The sequence below is a fragment of the Amycolatopsis sp. NPDC005961 genome (genome assembly GCF_040629235.1).
Classification (GTDB): domain Bacteria; phylum Actinomycetota; class Actinomycetes; order Mycobacteriales; family Pseudonocardiaceae; genus Amycolatopsis; species Amycolatopsis camponoti.
In genome coordinates this window covers 139,715-155,226 of sequence record NZ_JBEXVF010000018.1, presented here as the reverse complement: position 1 = coordinate 155,226, position 15,512 = coordinate 139,715, and the positions used below count along the sequence as shown (strand labels likewise).

The following is a 15,512-nucleotide window of genomic DNA, read 5'->3' as shown; positions in this document are numbered from 1 at the left end:
TCAGCGTTCGACTTGCATGTGTTAAGCACGCCGCCAGCGTTCGTCCTGAGCCAGGATCAAACTCTCCAACAATGAACAGTTTAATCGAGGCAATTTAATGCTCTCAAAGGAACCTCATACGAGGTTCAATACATAAGCTCTACTGGCTTAGTTCACTAGCACACTGTTGAGTTCTCAAGCAACACACCCCGAGTCGCGCCGCCGTCAAGCGGCCTTACCCGAAGCGAGTATTCCTAGCAGTTTGTGTGGAACACCCACTCAATCGCGGTGAGCGAGAGCTTGGTTCGTGTTCCCGCCGCCCGGTTTCCCTGGCGACTTGGAGAACTTTACATGCCCCGAAACACCCCGAAACAGGGGGGTCGGTTAGCAAGATCAGCGCAGGTCAGACCCCATGACGAAGCCCGTCCGAGCCTCAGTGTGCACCCGCAGGGCCCGGAGCGCCAGGGAATAGCCGGGAAAGAACATTGCTCCGAGTACATTGCGCCGTATTGCTCCGCGACAAAGCTCCGCCTAGCGTCGGCGGCATGACCCTCGCGTACGACGACCTCGGCCCGGAAGACGGCCGGCCGGTCCTCCTCGTCCACGGCCACCCCTTCGACCGCACGATGTGGCGTCCCCAGGCCGAGCACCTGGCGGGGCGCGGCCACCGCGTCGTGACCCCCGACCTCCGCGGCTACGGGGAGTCGACGAGCACGGACACCAAGACCACCCTCGACGTCTTCGCGAACGACCTCGTCGAGCTGGCCGACCGCCTCGGCCTCCGCGGCTTCGTCCTCGGCGGCCTCTCCATGGGCGGCCAGATCGTCATGCAGCTCGTGAGCGACCACCCGGGCCGGGTCGAGGCCCTCCTCCTCGCCGACACCTTCCCCGGCCTCGACACCCCGGAGGCGAAACAGGCCCGCATCGACACGGCCGCGAAGATCACCGACGAGGGCATGCACCATTACGCCGACGAGCTGCTCCCCAAGATGATCTCGAAGCGGACCCGCGCGACCAGGCCGGACGTCGAGGCCCACGTCCTCGGGATGATGCGCGACGCGCCAAGCCAAGGAGCCGCGGCCGCGCTCAGGGGACGCGCCGAGCGCCCCGATTACACCGAAGGACTGAAGCGCATCGACGTCCCCACCCTGGTGGTCGTCGGCAGCGAGGACGAGTTCACGCCGGTGGCGGACGCCGAGCGCATCCACCGGCACATCGCGGCTTCGACCCTGGTGGTCGTCGAGGGCGCTGGCCACCTGCCTAACCTGGAATGCGAGACCGAGTTCAACCAGGCACTCGACACGTTCCTGACGAGCAGCAGCGGAGCCACGCCATGACCCAGCAGACCGTGTTCGTGACCGGCGCCAGCGCCGGCTTCGGTGACGCCATCGCGCGCCGGTTCGTCGCCGAGGGCGCGCGGGTGATCGCCGTCGCCCGCAGCGCGGACAAGCTCGAGAAGCTGGCCGGCGAGCTCGGCGACGCCGTCCTCCCCGTCACCCTCGACGTCAGCGACCCCGAAGCGGTCAAAACGAAGATCGAGGGCCTCCCCGAGGAGTGGAAAGAGGTCGACGTCCTGGTCAACAACGCCGGCCTGGCGAAGGGTCTCGAGCCCGCGCAGCGCGCCGAGCTGAACGACTGGGACGAGATGATCGCGACCAACGTCCGCGGCCTCGCCCACGTCACGCGCGCGCTGCTGCCCGGCATGGTCGAGCGCGGCCGCGGCCACGTGATCAACATCGGCTCGATCGCCGGCACCTACCCCTACCCCGGCGGCAACGTCTACGGCGCGACCAAGGCGTTCGTCCACCAGTTCAGCCTCAACCTGCGCAGCGACCTGCACGGCACCGGCGTCCGCGTGACGAACGTCGAGCCCGGCATGGTCGGCGGCACGGACTTCTCGAAGGTCCGCTTCGACGGCGACCAGGACAAGGCGGACAAGGTCTACGAGGGCACGACGCCCCTGACCGCGGACGACGTCGCCGAGTCCGTCTTCTGGGCGGCGAACCAGCCGAAGCACGTCAACATCAACGTCATCGAGCTGATGCCGGTCGTGCAAAGTTTTTCCCCGTTGCAGATCTTCCGCGACAACTCTTGACCACCCGCGCCGGGACAGGCAGCATCGGGTCACCGCCGTCGTTCGAAAGCACGTCCGAACTTCGGAGGTACCCATGGATTCCCTGTCCCGGCGCACGGTTCTCGCCGGCCTCGGCGCCCTCGCCGCCGTCCCGCTCATCGGCACCGCCACCAGCACGGCCGCGACGGAAAGCGTCATCTGGGACGGCGACCCGGCACGCGGCACTTCGGTGTTCGACGGGCTCGAGAAGGAGCCCGGCAGCATCACGGTGGTCAACGACGCGACGTACGGCAAGTGCTTCCGGTACGAGACCTGGGACAACGCCGACGGCACCAAGGAACGCTGCGAGAGCCGCGGCCTCCGGCTGCCGGACGGCAGCGTCTACCGCCCGGGCACCGGCACGCTCGGCCAAGTCCAGTACCTCGGCTGGCGCGCGAACTGGAACGTGAACCCCAAAGCAGGCAAGTGGATCGCGGTCTACCAGTTCCACATCTCCGGGGAAAGCAGCTCGCAGGCCCAGTCCGGGCCGTTCGTGCTGCGCACCCTCGGCGACGGCAAGCTGTACTTCCAGCTGACCGGGCCGAGCGGCGCGAACCAGCACATCTGGTCGACGACGTTCCCGGTGAACACCTGGAGCAGCTTCGCCATCGGCTACAAGATGTCGAGGGGCACCGACGGCTGGTGCGAGTTCTACTACAACGGCAAGCAGCAGACGTTCTCGAACGGCCAGACCCGCTACCCGGGCCCGACGCTGTGGGGCGACCACGTCAACCACAAGTGGGGCGTCTACCGCTCCGGCGGCAACAGCGGCCACGCGACGGCCCTGCTCAACCACGCGAAACTCGGCAGCACCTACGCCGACGTCGCGATCTGATCCAGTCCGAAGAGGTCGAGCAGCGCCTGCTGGGCCGGGTCCCGCTCGGTCGGCAGGCGCTTCGTCCGCGGCCGCCCGCCGGTGGACGGGTAGCGCAGCACCAGCTCGCCGATGCCCGCCAGCTGCTCCAGCAGCTCGCGCACGGACAGGTTCATCCCGGCCCAGTCGGCCTCGCGCCGCATCAGGTGCGTCACCGTCGCGGCGAGCACCGAGACGAGCCCGTGCGCGGCGATCCGCTGCCGCGTCCACTCCCAGCGCGGGGTCGGCCCGGTGACGGCCGGGCCGGTCAGCCAGCGGAACGTCGACTCGAGGTGCGTGCGGGCGCGGTAAGCCGTCACGACGTCGCCGATCGGCCAGTCCCGGTCGGTGACCAGCACCTGCTTGCCGAAGAACTCGTCGTCGAGGCGGGCCAGCGCGGCCGAGTCGATGCGCCGTTCGAGCCGGATCTCACCGGGCCGGTTGCCGCTCAGCACGGCGGTGAGCACGCGCTCGATGCGCCGGCCGCGCGTCACCCGGCCGAGCTCGGCGTGGATCTGGGCGCGGTCGCCGCGGTGGGTGCCCGCGGCCAGCGCCCCGGCCAGGCCGTCCAGCTCGCGGGTCGCGGTGGCCAGCTCGTCGGCGAACGCGCGGGACTGCGCCGCGTGCAGCGTCGCCGAATGCGTCAGGATCACCCGGCGCCGGACGCCGTCGACGACCGCGTGCGTGTCCAGTGCGGTGAGGCCGGCGAACCGCTCGGGGTCGACGCGCTTGCGGGCCGACGCGGGCTGGGTCAGCAGCTCGGGGTGGTCGGTCAGCGGCAGCGAGCCGACGAACCCGCTGCGTGAGCCCAGGTCGAGCTGCGCGGCCTGACCGGAGTGGAAGACGAGCGTCGCGGGGCCCAGTTCCGCGGTCAGAGAGGCGAACGTCGGCGCCGTGCCGTCGTCGCGCCGGTACACCCGCGACGCCAGCGGGATCGCGCCGTCGCGGGTCACCCGCAGGCCGGCCCCGGCGAGCACGCCGCGGCACGCCGACGGCAGCGTGCAGTCGGCCGGGGCGAACGCGGCGAACTGGGGGACGTCGACGGCGAGCGCCGCGTGGTCGTCCAAGGTGGCGAGCACGGCCGAGGCGACGGTGTCCTCGATGCGCGTGATGCGTTCCGGGGTCAGGCGTTCGAGGGCCCGCCAGGTTCCATCCACTGTGGACACGCGGGGCCGCACCACGTCCGCCGCGACGCCCGACGCCCACCACTCGGACAGCGGCGTTTCCGGCGCGGTCGCCCGGTGCAGCACGGCGATCGCCACCGTGAGCCCGAGCGACGGAGTCGCGCGCTGAGCACCCACGACGGAGTCGACCCGGCGGACGAAGTCCAGGCGCGAAAGCGTCGCCCACACCGCCGCGACGTCGCCGTACGTCCGGTACGACGCCGACGCGGGTTCGCCGCCCGGGACGGCGCGCGCGATCTCCTCGGCCGTCCCGAGGTAACGCTGGGTCACCACCCGCGGCTTGCCGTCGACCCTCCCGGACTCCGCCAGGTAGTAGTACGTCCGTCCGCCGATCTTCTTGCCGACCACCGATGCCACCCTTTAGGTAATACACGGCGGAGCGCTGATCGACAACCGGCCGAGCGCGCTGACCTGCGACGACGATCACGCGCACCGATCGGGTGAGCCGGGTGCGCAACACACACTGGCTGGTCTCGCGAGGACGGTCCTAGCGTGGGTGGAATGGGACCCGAACCCGACGCCACCACCCCGACCGCCTCCGCGATGCGCCGCGCGCTCGCCCGGGCGCGTGACGGGAAGACACTGGACGTAGCCGAAGCGAGCGTCCTGCTGCACGCCCGCGGCGACGACCTCACCACGCTGTCCGAGTACGCCTCCCGCATCCGGGACGCGGGCCTGGCCGAGGCCGGCCGCGCCGGCATCATCACCTATAGCCGCAAGGTGTTCATCCCCCTCACCCGGCTGTGCCGCGACCGCTGCGGCTACTGCACGTTCGTCACCGTGCCGGGCCGGCTCGAATCGCCGTTCCTGTCGCCCGACGAGGTCCTCGACATCGCCCGCAAGGGTGCCGAGATGGGCTGCAAGGAGGCGCTCTTCACGCTCGGCGACCGGCCCGAGGACCGCTGGAAGGCCGCCCGCGACTGGCTGGACGCGCACGGCTACGACGACACGCTCTCCTACGTCCGCGCGATGGCGATCCGCGTGCTCGAGGAGACCGGCCTGCTGCCGCACCTCAACCCGGGCGTGCTGACCTGGCAGGACTTCCAGCGGCTCAAGCCGGTCGCGCCGTCGATGGGCATGATGCTGGAGACGACGGCGACGCGGCTGTGGAGCGAGAAGGGCGGCCCGCACTACGGCTCGCCGGACAAGGATCCGGCGGTAAGGCTGCGGGTCCTCGAAGACGCCGGGCGCAGCAGCGTCCCGTTCACCACCGGCGTGCTGATCGGCATCGGCGAGACCTTCGAAGAGCGGGCGGACGCGCTGTTCGAGATCCGCAAGGTCGCGAAGACCTACGGCGGTATCCAGGAAGTCATCGTGCAGAACTTCCGGGCCAAGCCGGACACGAAGATGCGCGCGACGCCGGACGCCGACCTCGAAGAGCTGGCCGCGAACATCGCCGTGGCGCGGCTCGTGCTCGGCCCGAAGATGCGCATCCAGGCGCCGCCGAACCTGATCGGCAACCAGTACGACCTGATGATCCGCGCCGGGATCGACGACTGGGGCGGCGTCTCGCCGCTGACCCCGGACCACGTGAACCCCGAACGCGCGTGGCCGCAGATCGACGAGCTGGCCCGCCGCACCGAGAAGGCCGGCTTCGAGCTGAAGGAACGGCTCACGATCTACCCCGAGTACGTCAAGGCCGGCGAGCCGTGGCTGGACCCGCGGATCACGCGGCACGTCGCCGCGCTCGTCGACGCCAAGACCGGGATGGCCCGCGAAGGCGCGATGCCGGTCGGCATCCCGTGGCAGGAGCCGGACGGCGGCTGGCAGGAGTCCGGGCGCACCGACCTGCACACCGAGATCGACACCACCGGCCGCACCGAAGACCGCCGCAGTGACTTCGACTCCGTCTACGGGGACTGGAAGGAGATCGGCGACCGGATCAAGACCGGGCCGCAGAAGTTCGACTCCACCGTGCTGGAAGCCTTGCGCAGTGCGGAAAAGGACCCGGCCGGGCTGTCCGACGACGCCGCGCTGGCGCTGCTGTCCGCCGAAGGCAAGGAGCTGGACGCGTTCACCAAGCTCGCCGACGACCTGCGGCGCGAGACGGTCGGTGACGACATCACCTTCGTCGTCACGCGGAACATCAACTTCACCAACGTCTGCTACACGGGTTGCCGCTTCTGCGCCTTCGCCCAGCGTCGCACCGACGCCGACGCGTACACGCTCTCGCTGGAGCAGGTCGGCGACCGCGTCGACGAGGCGTGGGCCGCCGGCGCGACCGAGATCTGCATGCAGGGCGGCATCCACCCGGACCTGCCGGGCACCGCGTACTTCGACCTCGCGGCTGAGGTCAAGCGCCGCCAGCCGGAGATCCACCTGCACTCCTACAGCCCGATGGAGGTCGTGAACGGCGCGTCACGCACCAACCTGTCGCTGAAGGACTGGCTGATCAAGGCGAAGGAAGCCGGCGTCGACTCGCTGCCGGGCACCGCCGCCGAGATCCTCGACGACGACGTCCGCTGGGTGCTCACCAAGGGCAAGCTGCCGACGTCGGAGTGGATCAAGGTCGTCACCACCGCGCACGAGATCGGCCTGCCGACGACGTCCACGATGATGTACGGCCACGTCGACACCCCCGCGCACTGGGTGGCCCACCTCAAGCTGCTGGCCCGGCTGCAGCGCGAAGGCCTCGAGAAGAACGGGCGACGCGGGTTCAGCGAGTTCGTGCTGCTGCCGTTCATCCACCAGAGCTCGCCGATCTACCTCGCCGGCCTCGCCCGGCCGGGGGCGACGCAGAACGAGAACCGGGCGGTGCACGCGCTGGCCCGGCTGCTCCTGCACGGGATGATCGACAACATCCAGAGCTCCTGGGTGAAGCTGGGCACCGAGGGCAGCCGCGCGGTGCTGCAGGGCGGGGTCAACGACATCGGCGGCACGCTGATGGAGGAGACGATCAGCCGGATGGCCGGCGCGTCGAACGGGTCGTACAAGACGATCAGCGACATGCGCGAGATGGTCGAACCCCTGGGCCGCCCGCTCGTGCAGCGCACCACGGGTTACGGCCGGCCGTCGGCCGAACGGATCACCGCGGCGGAGGCTTCGGACGGCGTCGCGACGGCCGTGCGCAAGCCGCTGCTTCCCCTGCTGACGCCGTAAAAAGCGGTAGCGGGCGCCCGGCTCCGGGGCGCCCGCTACTCTTCCGGTCCATGGGGGTTTCTCGCTTCGCACCACTTCTCTTCGTCGCGCTTCTCGCGGGTTGTGGCACTCCGCCGCCTCCGCCGCCGGTCCCGACGCCCACGACGACACCGAGCCCGACGTACGCTCCGCCGCCGTCGAGCGGTCTGTCGCTTTCGGTCGGGCAGGTCGAAGCCGGGCTCGGGCACCGCGCGAGCGTCCTGACGCTGACCAACCGGGACACCGCACCGCGGAAGGTCACCGGCTACCCGGATCTGAAGATCCTCGCGGGCGACGGCTCGTCGCTCGAGGTGAAGGTCGAGCACGGGACGTCGTACTTCGCGCGGGACCTCGGCCCGCAGGACCTGACCGTCCAGCCCGGCGAGAAGGTCGTAGCGGTGCTCGCGTGGTCGGCCACCGTGACCAACGGTGACCAGCGCGCGGGCGCGGCGATCGCGGTCGTGCCGGTCCCCGGCGAACCCGCGCAGAAGCAGCCGCTGGACACGGACCTCGGCACCACGGACACCGTCACCGTCAGCTCCTGGGCCACCGAGGTCGGCGCCTGATGACCTTGTGTCACCGATCACAAACCGACAGTTGACCAGCCGGACTCTGTGCTAACTCTGTTCCTTCACCCGCCGGAAGGGACCTCGATGAGCACCTCCGTAGCGCCACTGGAAATGGTCGACACCGACCGCTACCCGCTCACCGATCCGGACAGTCCCGAGTGGCGCGTGATCGTCGCCCGCACGCGCGCGGACCTGGCCGACGTCGGCTGCAGCGTGCTCGCCGACTTCATCCGCCCGGAACTGCACGACGTCCTCCGCGAGGAATGCGCGGCGCTCGAACCGCACGCGTACACGAAGATCGAAAAGGTCAACGCCTACAACACCGCGATCGACGCGCCGCTGCCCGAGGAGCACCCGGGCCGGACGATCATGGAACGCGGCAACGCCTTCGTCGCGCGTGACCACATCCCGGCGTCGTCGCTGATCAGCAGGCTCTACACCAGCCCGGTGTTCCAGCGGTTCGTCGCCGACTGCTTCGGCCTGCCGGAGCTGCACGAGCTCGCCGACCCGCTCGCCGGGCTGACGCTCAACGTGATCGCGCCCGGCCGCGCGCACCCGTGGCACTTCGACACGAACTCCTACACCGTCAGCATGCTGACGCAGGCCGCGGACGACGGCGGGACCTTCGAATACTGCCCGGGCATCCGGTCGGCGACCGACGAAAACTTCCCGGCCGTCCGGGCCGTGCTCGACGGCGGAAGCACCCATCCGGTCCAGCGCCTGAGCCTCCGTCCGGGCGATCTGCAGCTCTTTCAGGGGCGCTTCGCCTTGCACCGGGTCAGTACGGTGAGGGGCGAGGTCGCGCGTCACTCGGCGATCTTCGCCTACAGCGAGCGCCCGGGGGTCATCGGCAGCGCGGAGCGGACCAGGCAGTTGTTCGGCCGGGTCCTGCCGGCGCACCTGGCCGGGCGCACCGACCGGGGCGACGAGCTGCTCGACTAGATCTCGACTAGATCAGGAGCCTGGCCTGTGCCTTTCGACTCGACCGGCAAGATCTCGTTCGACCACATCTACACCGCACCCGACCCGCGGCCGTTCTTCGGCACGCTGCGCCGCGTCGGTTACGCAATCCCTCAGCTCGCGAAGCCGTACTTCGCGAAGCTCATCGGCGAACACCCCGCCGAAAGCCCGACCGTGCTCGACGTCGGCTGCTCGTACGGCGTCAACGCCGCGCTCCGCCGGTGCGACGCCACGATGGACGACCTCTACGCGCACTACACCGCCCCGGACGTGCTGGCGCTGAACCACGCGGGGCTGATCGAGGCCGACCGGGCCATGATCTCCGGCCCGGGCGGCGCCAAGTTCTTCGGCCTCGACGCGGCGGCACCGGCGCTCGAGTACGCGCTTTCCGCCGGGTTCCTCGACGAGGCCATCCACGCGGACTTCGAAAGCGACGACCCGGACAGCACCCAGCGGAAGCTCCTCGACGACGTCGACCTGGTGATCTCGACCGGCTGCGTCGGGTACGTCACCGAGAAGACGCTCTCCCGGATCGCCCGGGGCTCGCGGCCGTGGATGGCGCACTTCGTGTTGCGGATGTTCTCCTACGAGCCGGTCGCCGACAGCCTCGCCGGACTCGGGTACGAGACCGCGCGGGTGCCCGGCGTGTTCCGGCAGCGGCGGTTCGCCTCCGCCGAAGAGCGGACGCAGATCCTCGACACCCTCGACGCCGCCGGGGTCGATCCGACCGGCGTGGAGTCCGACGGCTGGCTGTACGCCCAGCTGTATGTTTCCCGTCCTGAAGGCGCGGCCGCGGAACTGGCGGCCGCGCTGGCAACTTCCGAGCAAGAAGGATGACCGTGAGCAGTCCGGAATGGTCCACCCGCACCTTCGGCAACGAGGACCGGCTCCCCCGCGTCCCCGTCCCCACACTGGAGGACAGCGGCCGCCGCTTCCTCGAGTGGTGCGCGCCGCTGCTGACGCCGGAAGAGCTGGCCGAGACCGAAGCGGCCGTCGCGGAGTTCCTGGCGCCCGGCAGCCCCGCGCACGAGCTGCAGGCCGCGCTCGAGGAGTACGACCGCTCGCCGGGGGTGCACAGCTGGCTCGACACGTTCTGGCCGTACCGCTACCTCGGCCGCCGCGACCGGATCGCGCTCAACGCCAACTTCTTCTTCCTGTTCCAGGATTCCCCGCTGGGCCAGGTGGAGCGCGCGGCCGAGTTGGCCGCGTCCGCCGTGGACTACAAGCTGAAGCTCGACGAGGAGCTGGTGCCGCCGGTGCTGCTGCGCGGCGGGCCGCATTCGATGGTGCAGCACAAGTACCTGTTCTCGGCGACGCGCATCCCGGGCGTGCTGCTGGACACCGCGCGCACGCGGTTCCCCTCGCCCGAACGGCACATCGTCGTGTTCCACCGCGACACTCCCTTCCGGATGGACGTTCTCGACGAGGACGGGCGCCCGTACTCGCCGGCGCAGCTGGCGGACGGGCTGCGCGCGATCCTCAAGGACGACCACGTCACCGACGTTCCCGCCGGGCACTTCACGACGAAGGCGCGTGCGGAGTGGGCGGCTTCGCGAGCCGCACTGCTCGAGGCCGGGAACGGCGAAGCGCTGGAGACCGTCGAGACCGCGTTGTTCTGCCTGTGCCTGGACGACTTCACGCCGTCGAACGCCCTCGAAGCCGGTGACCGGCTGCTGTACGGCGACAATCGCTGGTACGACAAAGCCGTTTCGCTCATCGTGTTCGAAGACGGCACCGCAGGGATCAACGTCGAGCACTGCGAACTCGACGGCACCACGATCCTCGGCTTCACCGACGCGTTGCTGAGCGGCTCGCGGGAAACCCGGGAGAGCGCCGAGGGCGTCCCCGGCTACGAGGTGGTCGAGTTCGCGCTGACCGACGCTCTCCGCGAAGACGCGCGCGCCGCCGGAGCGGCTTTCCGGGCGTACGCGGACGCGACGGCGACGCAGACCGTGTCGTTCGACTTCGGCGCCGACCGCGCGAAGGAGCTGAAGATGTCGCCGGACGCCTTCGCGCAGATGGCGTACCAGCTGGCGCATCGCCGCGCGAAGGGCATGACCGGCGCGACGTACGAGTCGATCGCGACCCGGCAGTTCCGGAACGGCCGCACCGAGGCGATGCGCGTCGTCACCCCGGAGGTCGTGCGCTTCGCCGACGTCCTGACCTCCGACGCCTCCGCGGAAGAGAAGCGCGAAGCGTTCCGGGCGGCCGCGGCGAAGCACGTCTCGCGGGCGAAGGAGTGTCAAGCCGGGGACGCGCCGGAGCAGCACCTGTGGGAGCTGCAGCTGATCGGGAAGCGCCGGGGCGACACCTCGGTCGCGGCGCTGTACGAGTCGCCGGGCTGGCTGAAGATGCGCGACGACTACCTGAGCACCAGCTCGGCGCCGTCGGTCAACATCCAGTACTTCGGGTTCGGCTCGACGAGCCCGCAGTGCATCGGCATCGCGTATGTGCTGCTGCCGGACCGCTGGAACCTCTACCTCAGCACGCCGAAGCACGTCTCGGCCGAGATGTACCGCTTCGCCGACGAACTGGCCGTCGCGGTGCGGGAGCTGCAGGAGCTACTGGCCGAGTAGCCGGCGCAACCAGGTCAGCCGGGCCGCGCGAGCCGCCCGGCTGATCCGCGCTTCCGGGGCCAGCGCGTCGAAGCCGTGGAAACCGCCGGGCCAGACGTGCAGCTCGGCTTCGCCGCCCGCCTGCCAGATCCGGCTCGCGTAGGCGACGACCTCGTCGCGGAACGTCTCCGCCGTGCCGACGTCCAGGAACGCCGGCGGCAGGCCGGACAGGTCGCCGGCGCGGGCCGCGGCGGCGTAGGGCGGGACGTCGTCGAGGCCGCCGAGGTACGCCGTCCAGCCGACGTGGTTGGCCGTGCGGTCCCACAGGCCGCGGCCGTCGAGGTCGATCGCCGAGGGCGTGTCGTTGCGGTCGTCGAGCATCGGGCAGAGCAGCAGCTGCCCGGCGAGCGCCGGCCCGCCGCGGTCGCGGGCGAGCAGCGCCGTGGCCGCCGCGAGGCCGCCGCCCGCGCTGATGCCGCCGACGACGACCGGGGCGGCGAAGCGCTCGACCGTCCACAGTAGACCGGCGTAGCAGTCTTCGACCGGCGCCGGGTACGGGTGCTCGGGCGCGAGCCGGTAGCCCGGCGAGACGATCGTCAGATTCGCTTCGCCCGCCCAGTCCAGCAGGTTCGGGACGTCCTGGCCGAGGTGGCTGCCGACGATCGTGCCGCCGCCGTGGACGTAGTACAGGACGCCGGCGCTCGACGACGGCGTCATGACCAGCAGCGGGACGTCGCCCGCGTACTCCTCGGCGACCTTGTACGCCGGGTACGCGGCGGCCAGCTCCTCGACCGTCCGGTGCTCGGCCCGGTTCAGTTCACGACGGCCGGGGATGTCCTCGAGCGAAGCCAGCGGCGGGCGCAGCGCCCGCAGGGTTTCGACGACCGGGGCCAGCTCCGGGTCGAACGGCGGCGGCGTCATCCCGTCGGGTCCGAGACGACGAGGACCAGCGAGCCCTCGAACGTCTGCTGCTCGCGAAGGCGCCCGTAGCGGCGTTCCCACGTGCCGTCGTCGAGGTCGTGCTGCAGCTCGGCGGCGAACCGGTGGTGCACGCGGTCGTCGACGAAGCTCCACGCCGAGCACGACAGCCGCGCGCCCGGGTCGAGCAGGCGTTCCGGGCGGGCGTAGTAGGCCTCGTTGAAGCCGTCCGTGCAGTCGATCGGGATGGGCACGGGGACGATCGAGGTCTGCCCGCCGAGGCCGTCGGCGATGTCGTCGACCGACGGGTAGCGCCGCGCTTCGGTCTCGATCACCTCGGGCGCGTAGTCGAGCAGCCAGAACCGCCGCAGCAGGGCCGGGTCACAGGTCAGGATGGCGATCGGGCCGCGGGTGACGCGGCGCAGCTCCTTCAGCCCGGTCCACAGGTCGGCCCACTGGTGGACGCTGAACGTGCTCATCGCGCCCTCGAACGCCCGGTCCGGGAACGGGAGCTTCTCGGCCACGGCGTCGACCGCGGGCGGCAGGTCCGCCGGGCGCTGCGCGCGCATCGACGCGGACGGCTCGACCGCGGTGACTTCCCGGTCCTCGGGCTCGTACGCGCCGGCGCCCGCACCGACGTTGAGCACGGTCCGCGCGTCCCCCAGCGCGTCGAGGATGTACTGGCCGATGCGGGGATCCGGCTTGCGGTAGTCGGTGTAGACCCCGCCGATCGCGCCGTAGTCCGCGTCCCCGGCGCTGCCGTCCGCACGTCGCTGGCTCATCCCCGGAATTTATCAGCGCGCTCCGACCGCGAGGCCGTTGCTCCGCCGGGCGTAAGCGAACGTCGGACATCCGGCGCAGTCGTCAATTCCTGTCGCAAAGTTGCGTAAGTTCGTCCAACTATTGCGATTTCTTGTCCAGGATTCGTATGATCCCGGTCACAGAGGTCCCCACCAGCTGCGGAAAGGCCAGTGCTGCCCATGTCCCCCAGCTTTGTCTTCAGCGCGCCCAAAAGCGCTTCCCCCAAGCGCTTCGGCGTTCTCACCTTGGCTGTCATCGCGGCGGCCGGGATCACCATCGCCGCGGCTCCCGCCGACACGCTCGCGGCCGGCCGCGGCGCGACGGTCCCGTTCGTCGAGCAGGAAGCGGAAACCGCCGCCACGAACGGCACGGTCATCGGGCCCGACCGCAACGCCGGCACGCTCGCCGGCGAGGCGTCCGGCCGCAAAGCCGTGACGCTGTCCGGCCAGGGCAAGTACGTCGAGTTCACGCTCACCGCCCCGGCGAACTCGATCGACTTCCGGTACAGCCTCCCGGATTCCGTCAACGGCACGATCTCGCTCTACGTCGGCGGCGCGCACAACCGCGACCTCGCGCTGACGTCGAAGTGGGCCTGGTACTACGGCTCGTACCCGTTCACCAACAACCCGGGCGACGGCCACGCCCACCACTTCTACGACGAGACCCGCGCGCTGCTCGGCACGTCGTACCCGGCCGGCACCAAGATCAAGCTGCAGGTCGACGCGGGCGACGTCACCCCCGCCACCATCGACCTCGCCGACTTCGAGCAGGTCGGCGCCGCGTCCACGCGCCCGGCGAACTCGGTGTCCGTCACCGACTACGGCGCCACCGCGGGCGACACGAGCGACGACGCCTCGGCGTTCGACTCGGCGGTCGCCGCGGCGCGCAGCCAGGGCAAGGAGGTCTGGATCCCCTCCGGGACCTTCACCCTCGGCCACCACATCACCGTCGACCAGGTGACGATCCGCGGCGCCGGGCCGTGGTACTCCGTGCTCACCGGCCCGCGCGCCGGGATCTTCGGCAAGGGCGAGCCGGCGAGCTGCGGGACGTCGACCTATCCCGGCAACGCGGCCGTGCCCGGCACGAGCAGCGCCGTGAAGCTCTACGACTTCGCGATCATCGGCCAGGTCGACGCCCGCGTCGACTGCGACCAGTCCAACGCCATCGGCGGCGCGCTGGGCGGCGGCTCGGTCGTGCAGAACCTGTGGCTGCAGCACACGAAGGTCGGGCTGTGGCTCGACGGGCCGTTCGACGGGCTCACCGTGTCCGGCAACCGGATCCTCGACCAGACCGCCGACGGGCTGAACCTGCACCAGGGCATCAGCAACGTCACGGTGACGAACAACTTCCTGCGCAACACCGGCGACGACGGCCTCGCGATGTGGTCCGAGCACGACGCCGACCACCACAACACGTTCTCCTTCAACACCGTGCTGCTGCCGATCCTCGCCAACAACATCGCGATCTACGGCGGGCACGACAACACCGTCTCCGACAACGTCGTGGCCGACAACCAGGACCAGGGCGGCGGCATCCACATCGCCAACCGGTTCAGCGCGGTGCCCCTTTCCGGCACCACGACGGTCGCGCGCAACACGGCGATCCGCACCGGCGTGCTCGACTCGAACTGGCAGTTCGGCGTCGGCGCCCTGTGGTTCGACGGCCGCGACGGGGCCATCACCGGTCGCGTCGACGTCACCGACCTCGACCTGCTGGACAACAACTACGAGGCCATCCAGTTCATCGACAGCGCGACGACGGACGTGCACTTCACCAACGTCCGGATCACCGGGGCGGGCACGTTCGCGTGGCAGATCCAGGCCAAGCCGACGGGGTCGGTGAAGAACGTCGTCGCGACCGGGGTCGGGCGGGCCGGCGTCTACAACTGCATGGGCCCGGACGCGATGGCGGGCCTGGCCGACCAGGGCGGCAACTCGGGCTGGTCGACGACGTTCTGCGGCTCGTGGCCGACGCCGGTGTACGGCTCGGACAACGGCGGTACGACCACTCCGCCGACCACCACCACGCCGCCGACCACCACTACTACTACTCCGACCACTCCGCCGACCGGGAACCTGGCGCTGCACAAGAGCGTCACGGCGTCGGCGTCCCAGGGTGGCTTCCCGCCTTCGAACGCGGTCGACGGCGACGCGAACTCGTACTGGGAGAGCGCGAACAACGCGTTCCCGCAGTCGCTGACCGTCGACTTCGGCAGCACGGTTTCGGTGTCGCGGCTGGTGCTCAAGCTGCCGCCGTCCTCGGCGTGGGGCACGCGGACGCAGACGATCGCGGTCGACGGCGTCAAGGCCGCGGCGGGCTACACGTTCAATCCCGCGTCCGGCAACACCGCGACCATCACGTTCCCGGCGACGTCGGCCCGCACGCTGCGGCTGACCTTCACCGGCAACACCGGCTGGCCCGCCGGGCAGCTGTCCGAACTCGAAGCCTATTCGTCCTGAGAGG

The 15,512-nt window shown here is 70.3% G+C and carries 12 protein-coding genes and 1 rRNA gene; 9 read left to right on the top strand and 4 right to left on the bottom strand.

The window, feature by feature from the left end:
* Positions 1–72: ribosomal RNA gene (locus ABZ342_RS19150) — 16S ribosomal RNA — on the bottom strand; the annotation flags it as partial.
* 452 nt (positions 73–524) lie between these two features.
* On the opposite strand from ABZ342_RS19150, the gene ABZ342_RS19145 reads away from it, so the two are divergent.
* The 3 genes from ABZ342_RS19145 to ABZ342_RS19135 all read left to right on the top strand — a co-directional run bounded on the left by ABZ342_RS19145 (position 525) and on the right by ABZ342_RS19135 (position 2,927).
* Entirely contained in the window at positions 525–1,316 is a 792-nt protein-coding gene (locus tag ABZ342_RS19145) for an alpha/beta fold hydrolase (protein WP_360474480.1), read from the top strand.
* Positions 1,313–2,074 (top strand): SDR family oxidoreductase, encoded by a 762-nt coding sequence (locus ABZ342_RS19140; protein WP_360474477.1) that lies wholly within the window; start codon positions 1,313–1,315, stop codon positions 2,072–2,074. Before ABZ342_RS19145 ends, ABZ342_RS19140 begins: the two co-directional genes overlap by 4 nt.
* 73 nt (positions 2,075–2,147) lie before the next feature.
* Positions 2,148–2,927, top strand: coding sequence for a heparin lyase I family protein (locus tag ABZ342_RS19135; RefSeq protein ID WP_155541871.1), 780 nt, complete (start codon positions 2,148–2,150; stop codon positions 2,925–2,927).
* On the opposite strand, the gene ABZ342_RS19130 is transcribed toward ABZ342_RS19135, so the two are convergent.
* A complete protein-coding gene (locus ABZ342_RS19130; RefSeq protein WP_360474474.1) occupies positions 2,906–4,477 on the bottom strand; it encodes a transposase in 1,572 nt (523 codons plus the stop codon). The two genes, ABZ342_RS19135 and ABZ342_RS19130, sit on opposite strands and share 22 nt — an antisense overlap.
* A gap of 153 nt (positions 4,478–4,630) precedes the next feature.
* Here ABZ342_RS19130 and ABZ342_RS19125 point away from each other — a divergent pair, with 153 nt between their 5' ends.
* The 5 genes from ABZ342_RS19125 to ABZ342_RS19105 all read left to right on the top strand — a co-directional run bounded on the left by ABZ342_RS19125 (position 4,631) and on the right by ABZ342_RS19105 (position 11,351).
* Positions 4,631–7,228, top strand: a complete 2,598-nt coding sequence (locus tag ABZ342_RS19125) for a bifunctional FO biosynthesis protein CofGH (protein WP_360474471.1) — start codon at positions 4,631–4,633, stop codon at positions 7,226–7,228.
* A 50-nt stretch (positions 7,229–7,278) separates the two neighbouring features.
* Positions 7,279–7,812 carry a DUF4232 domain-containing protein gene (locus ABZ342_RS19120; protein ID WP_155541868.1) on the top strand — a complete coding sequence of 178 codons (534 nt, stop codon included), beginning with the start codon at positions 7,279–7,281 and terminating at the stop codon, positions 7,810–7,812.
* Between the two features lie 87 nt (positions 7,813–7,899).
* Positions 7,900–8,757, top strand: a complete 858-nt coding sequence (locus ABZ342_RS19115; protein WP_360474468.1) for an arpA protein — start codon at positions 7,900–7,902, stop codon at positions 8,755–8,757.
* A gap of 27 nt (positions 8,758–8,784) precedes the next feature.
* Positions 8,785–9,612, top strand: coding sequence for a class I SAM-dependent methyltransferase (locus ABZ342_RS19110; RefSeq protein WP_360474465.1), 828 nt, complete (start codon positions 8,785–8,787; stop codon positions 9,610–9,612).
* Complete coding sequence (locus ABZ342_RS19105) at positions 9,609–11,351, top strand: choline/carnitine O-acyltransferase (protein WP_360474462.1); 1,743 nt, start codon at positions 9,609–9,611, stop codon at positions 11,349–11,351. The genes ABZ342_RS19110 and ABZ342_RS19105 overlap by 4 nt, the downstream gene beginning before the upstream one ends.
* Here the strand turns inward: ABZ342_RS19105 and ABZ342_RS19100 are convergent.
* On the bottom strand, positions 11,337–12,251 hold the full coding sequence (locus tag ABZ342_RS19100) for an alpha/beta hydrolase (protein WP_360474459.1): 915 nt from the start codon (positions 12,249–12,251) through the stop codon (positions 11,337–11,339). The genes ABZ342_RS19105 and ABZ342_RS19100 overlap by 15 nt on opposite strands.
* Complete coding sequence (locus ABZ342_RS19095; protein ID WP_360474456.1) at positions 12,248–13,030, bottom strand: methyltransferase domain-containing protein; 783 nt, start codon at positions 13,028–13,030, stop codon at positions 12,248–12,250. The genes ABZ342_RS19100 and ABZ342_RS19095 overlap by 4 nt, the downstream gene beginning before the upstream one ends.
* Before the next feature lie 198 nt (positions 13,031–13,228).
* Here ABZ342_RS19095 and ABZ342_RS19090 point away from each other — a divergent pair, with 198 nt between their 5' ends.
* Positions 13,229–15,508, top strand: a complete 2,280-nt coding sequence (locus ABZ342_RS19090) for a discoidin domain-containing protein (protein ID WP_360474453.1) — start codon at positions 13,229–13,231, stop codon at positions 15,506–15,508.
* Positions 15,509–15,512: the final 4 nt, after the last annotated feature.

Excerpts from the sequence above, each read along its gene's own strand:
- ABZ342_RS19145 (WP_360474480.1), top strand. The coding sequence starts at position 525 with ATGACCCTCGCGTACGACGACCTCGGCCCGGAAGACGGCCGGCCGGTC.
- ABZ342_RS19140 (WP_360474477.1), top strand. The coding sequence starts at position 1,313 with ATGACCCAGCAGACCGTGTTCGTGACCGGCGCCAGCGCCGGCTTCGGT.
- ABZ342_RS19135 (WP_155541871.1), top strand. The coding sequence starts at position 2,148 with ATGGATTCCCTGTCCCGGCGCACGGTTCTCGCCGGCCTCGGCGCCCTC.
- ABZ342_RS19125 (WP_360474471.1), top strand. The coding sequence starts at position 4,631 with ATGGGACCCGAACCCGACGCCACCACCCCGACCGCCTCCGCGATGCGC.
- ABZ342_RS19120 (WP_155541868.1), top strand. The coding sequence starts at position 7,279 with ATGGGGGTTTCTCGCTTCGCACCACTTCTCTTCGTCGCGCTTCTCGCG.
- ABZ342_RS19115 (WP_360474468.1), top strand. The coding sequence starts at position 7,900 with ATGAGCACCTCCGTAGCGCCACTGGAAATGGTCGACACCGACCGCTAC.
- ABZ342_RS19105 (WP_360474462.1), top strand. The coding sequence starts at position 9,609 with ATGACCGTGAGCAGTCCGGAATGGTCCACCCGCACCTTCGGCAACGAG.
- ABZ342_RS19100 (WP_360474459.1), bottom strand. The coding sequence starts at position 12,251 with ATGACGCCGCCGCCGTTCGACCCGGAGCTGGCCCCGGTCGTCGAAACC.
- ABZ342_RS19095 (WP_360474456.1), bottom strand. The coding sequence starts at position 13,030 with ATGAGCCAGCGACGTGCGGACGGCAGCGCCGGGGACGCGGACTACGGC.
- ABZ342_RS19090 (WP_360474453.1), top strand. The coding sequence starts at position 13,229 with ATGTCCCCCAGCTTTGTCTTCAGCGCGCCCAAAAGCGCTTCCCCCAAG.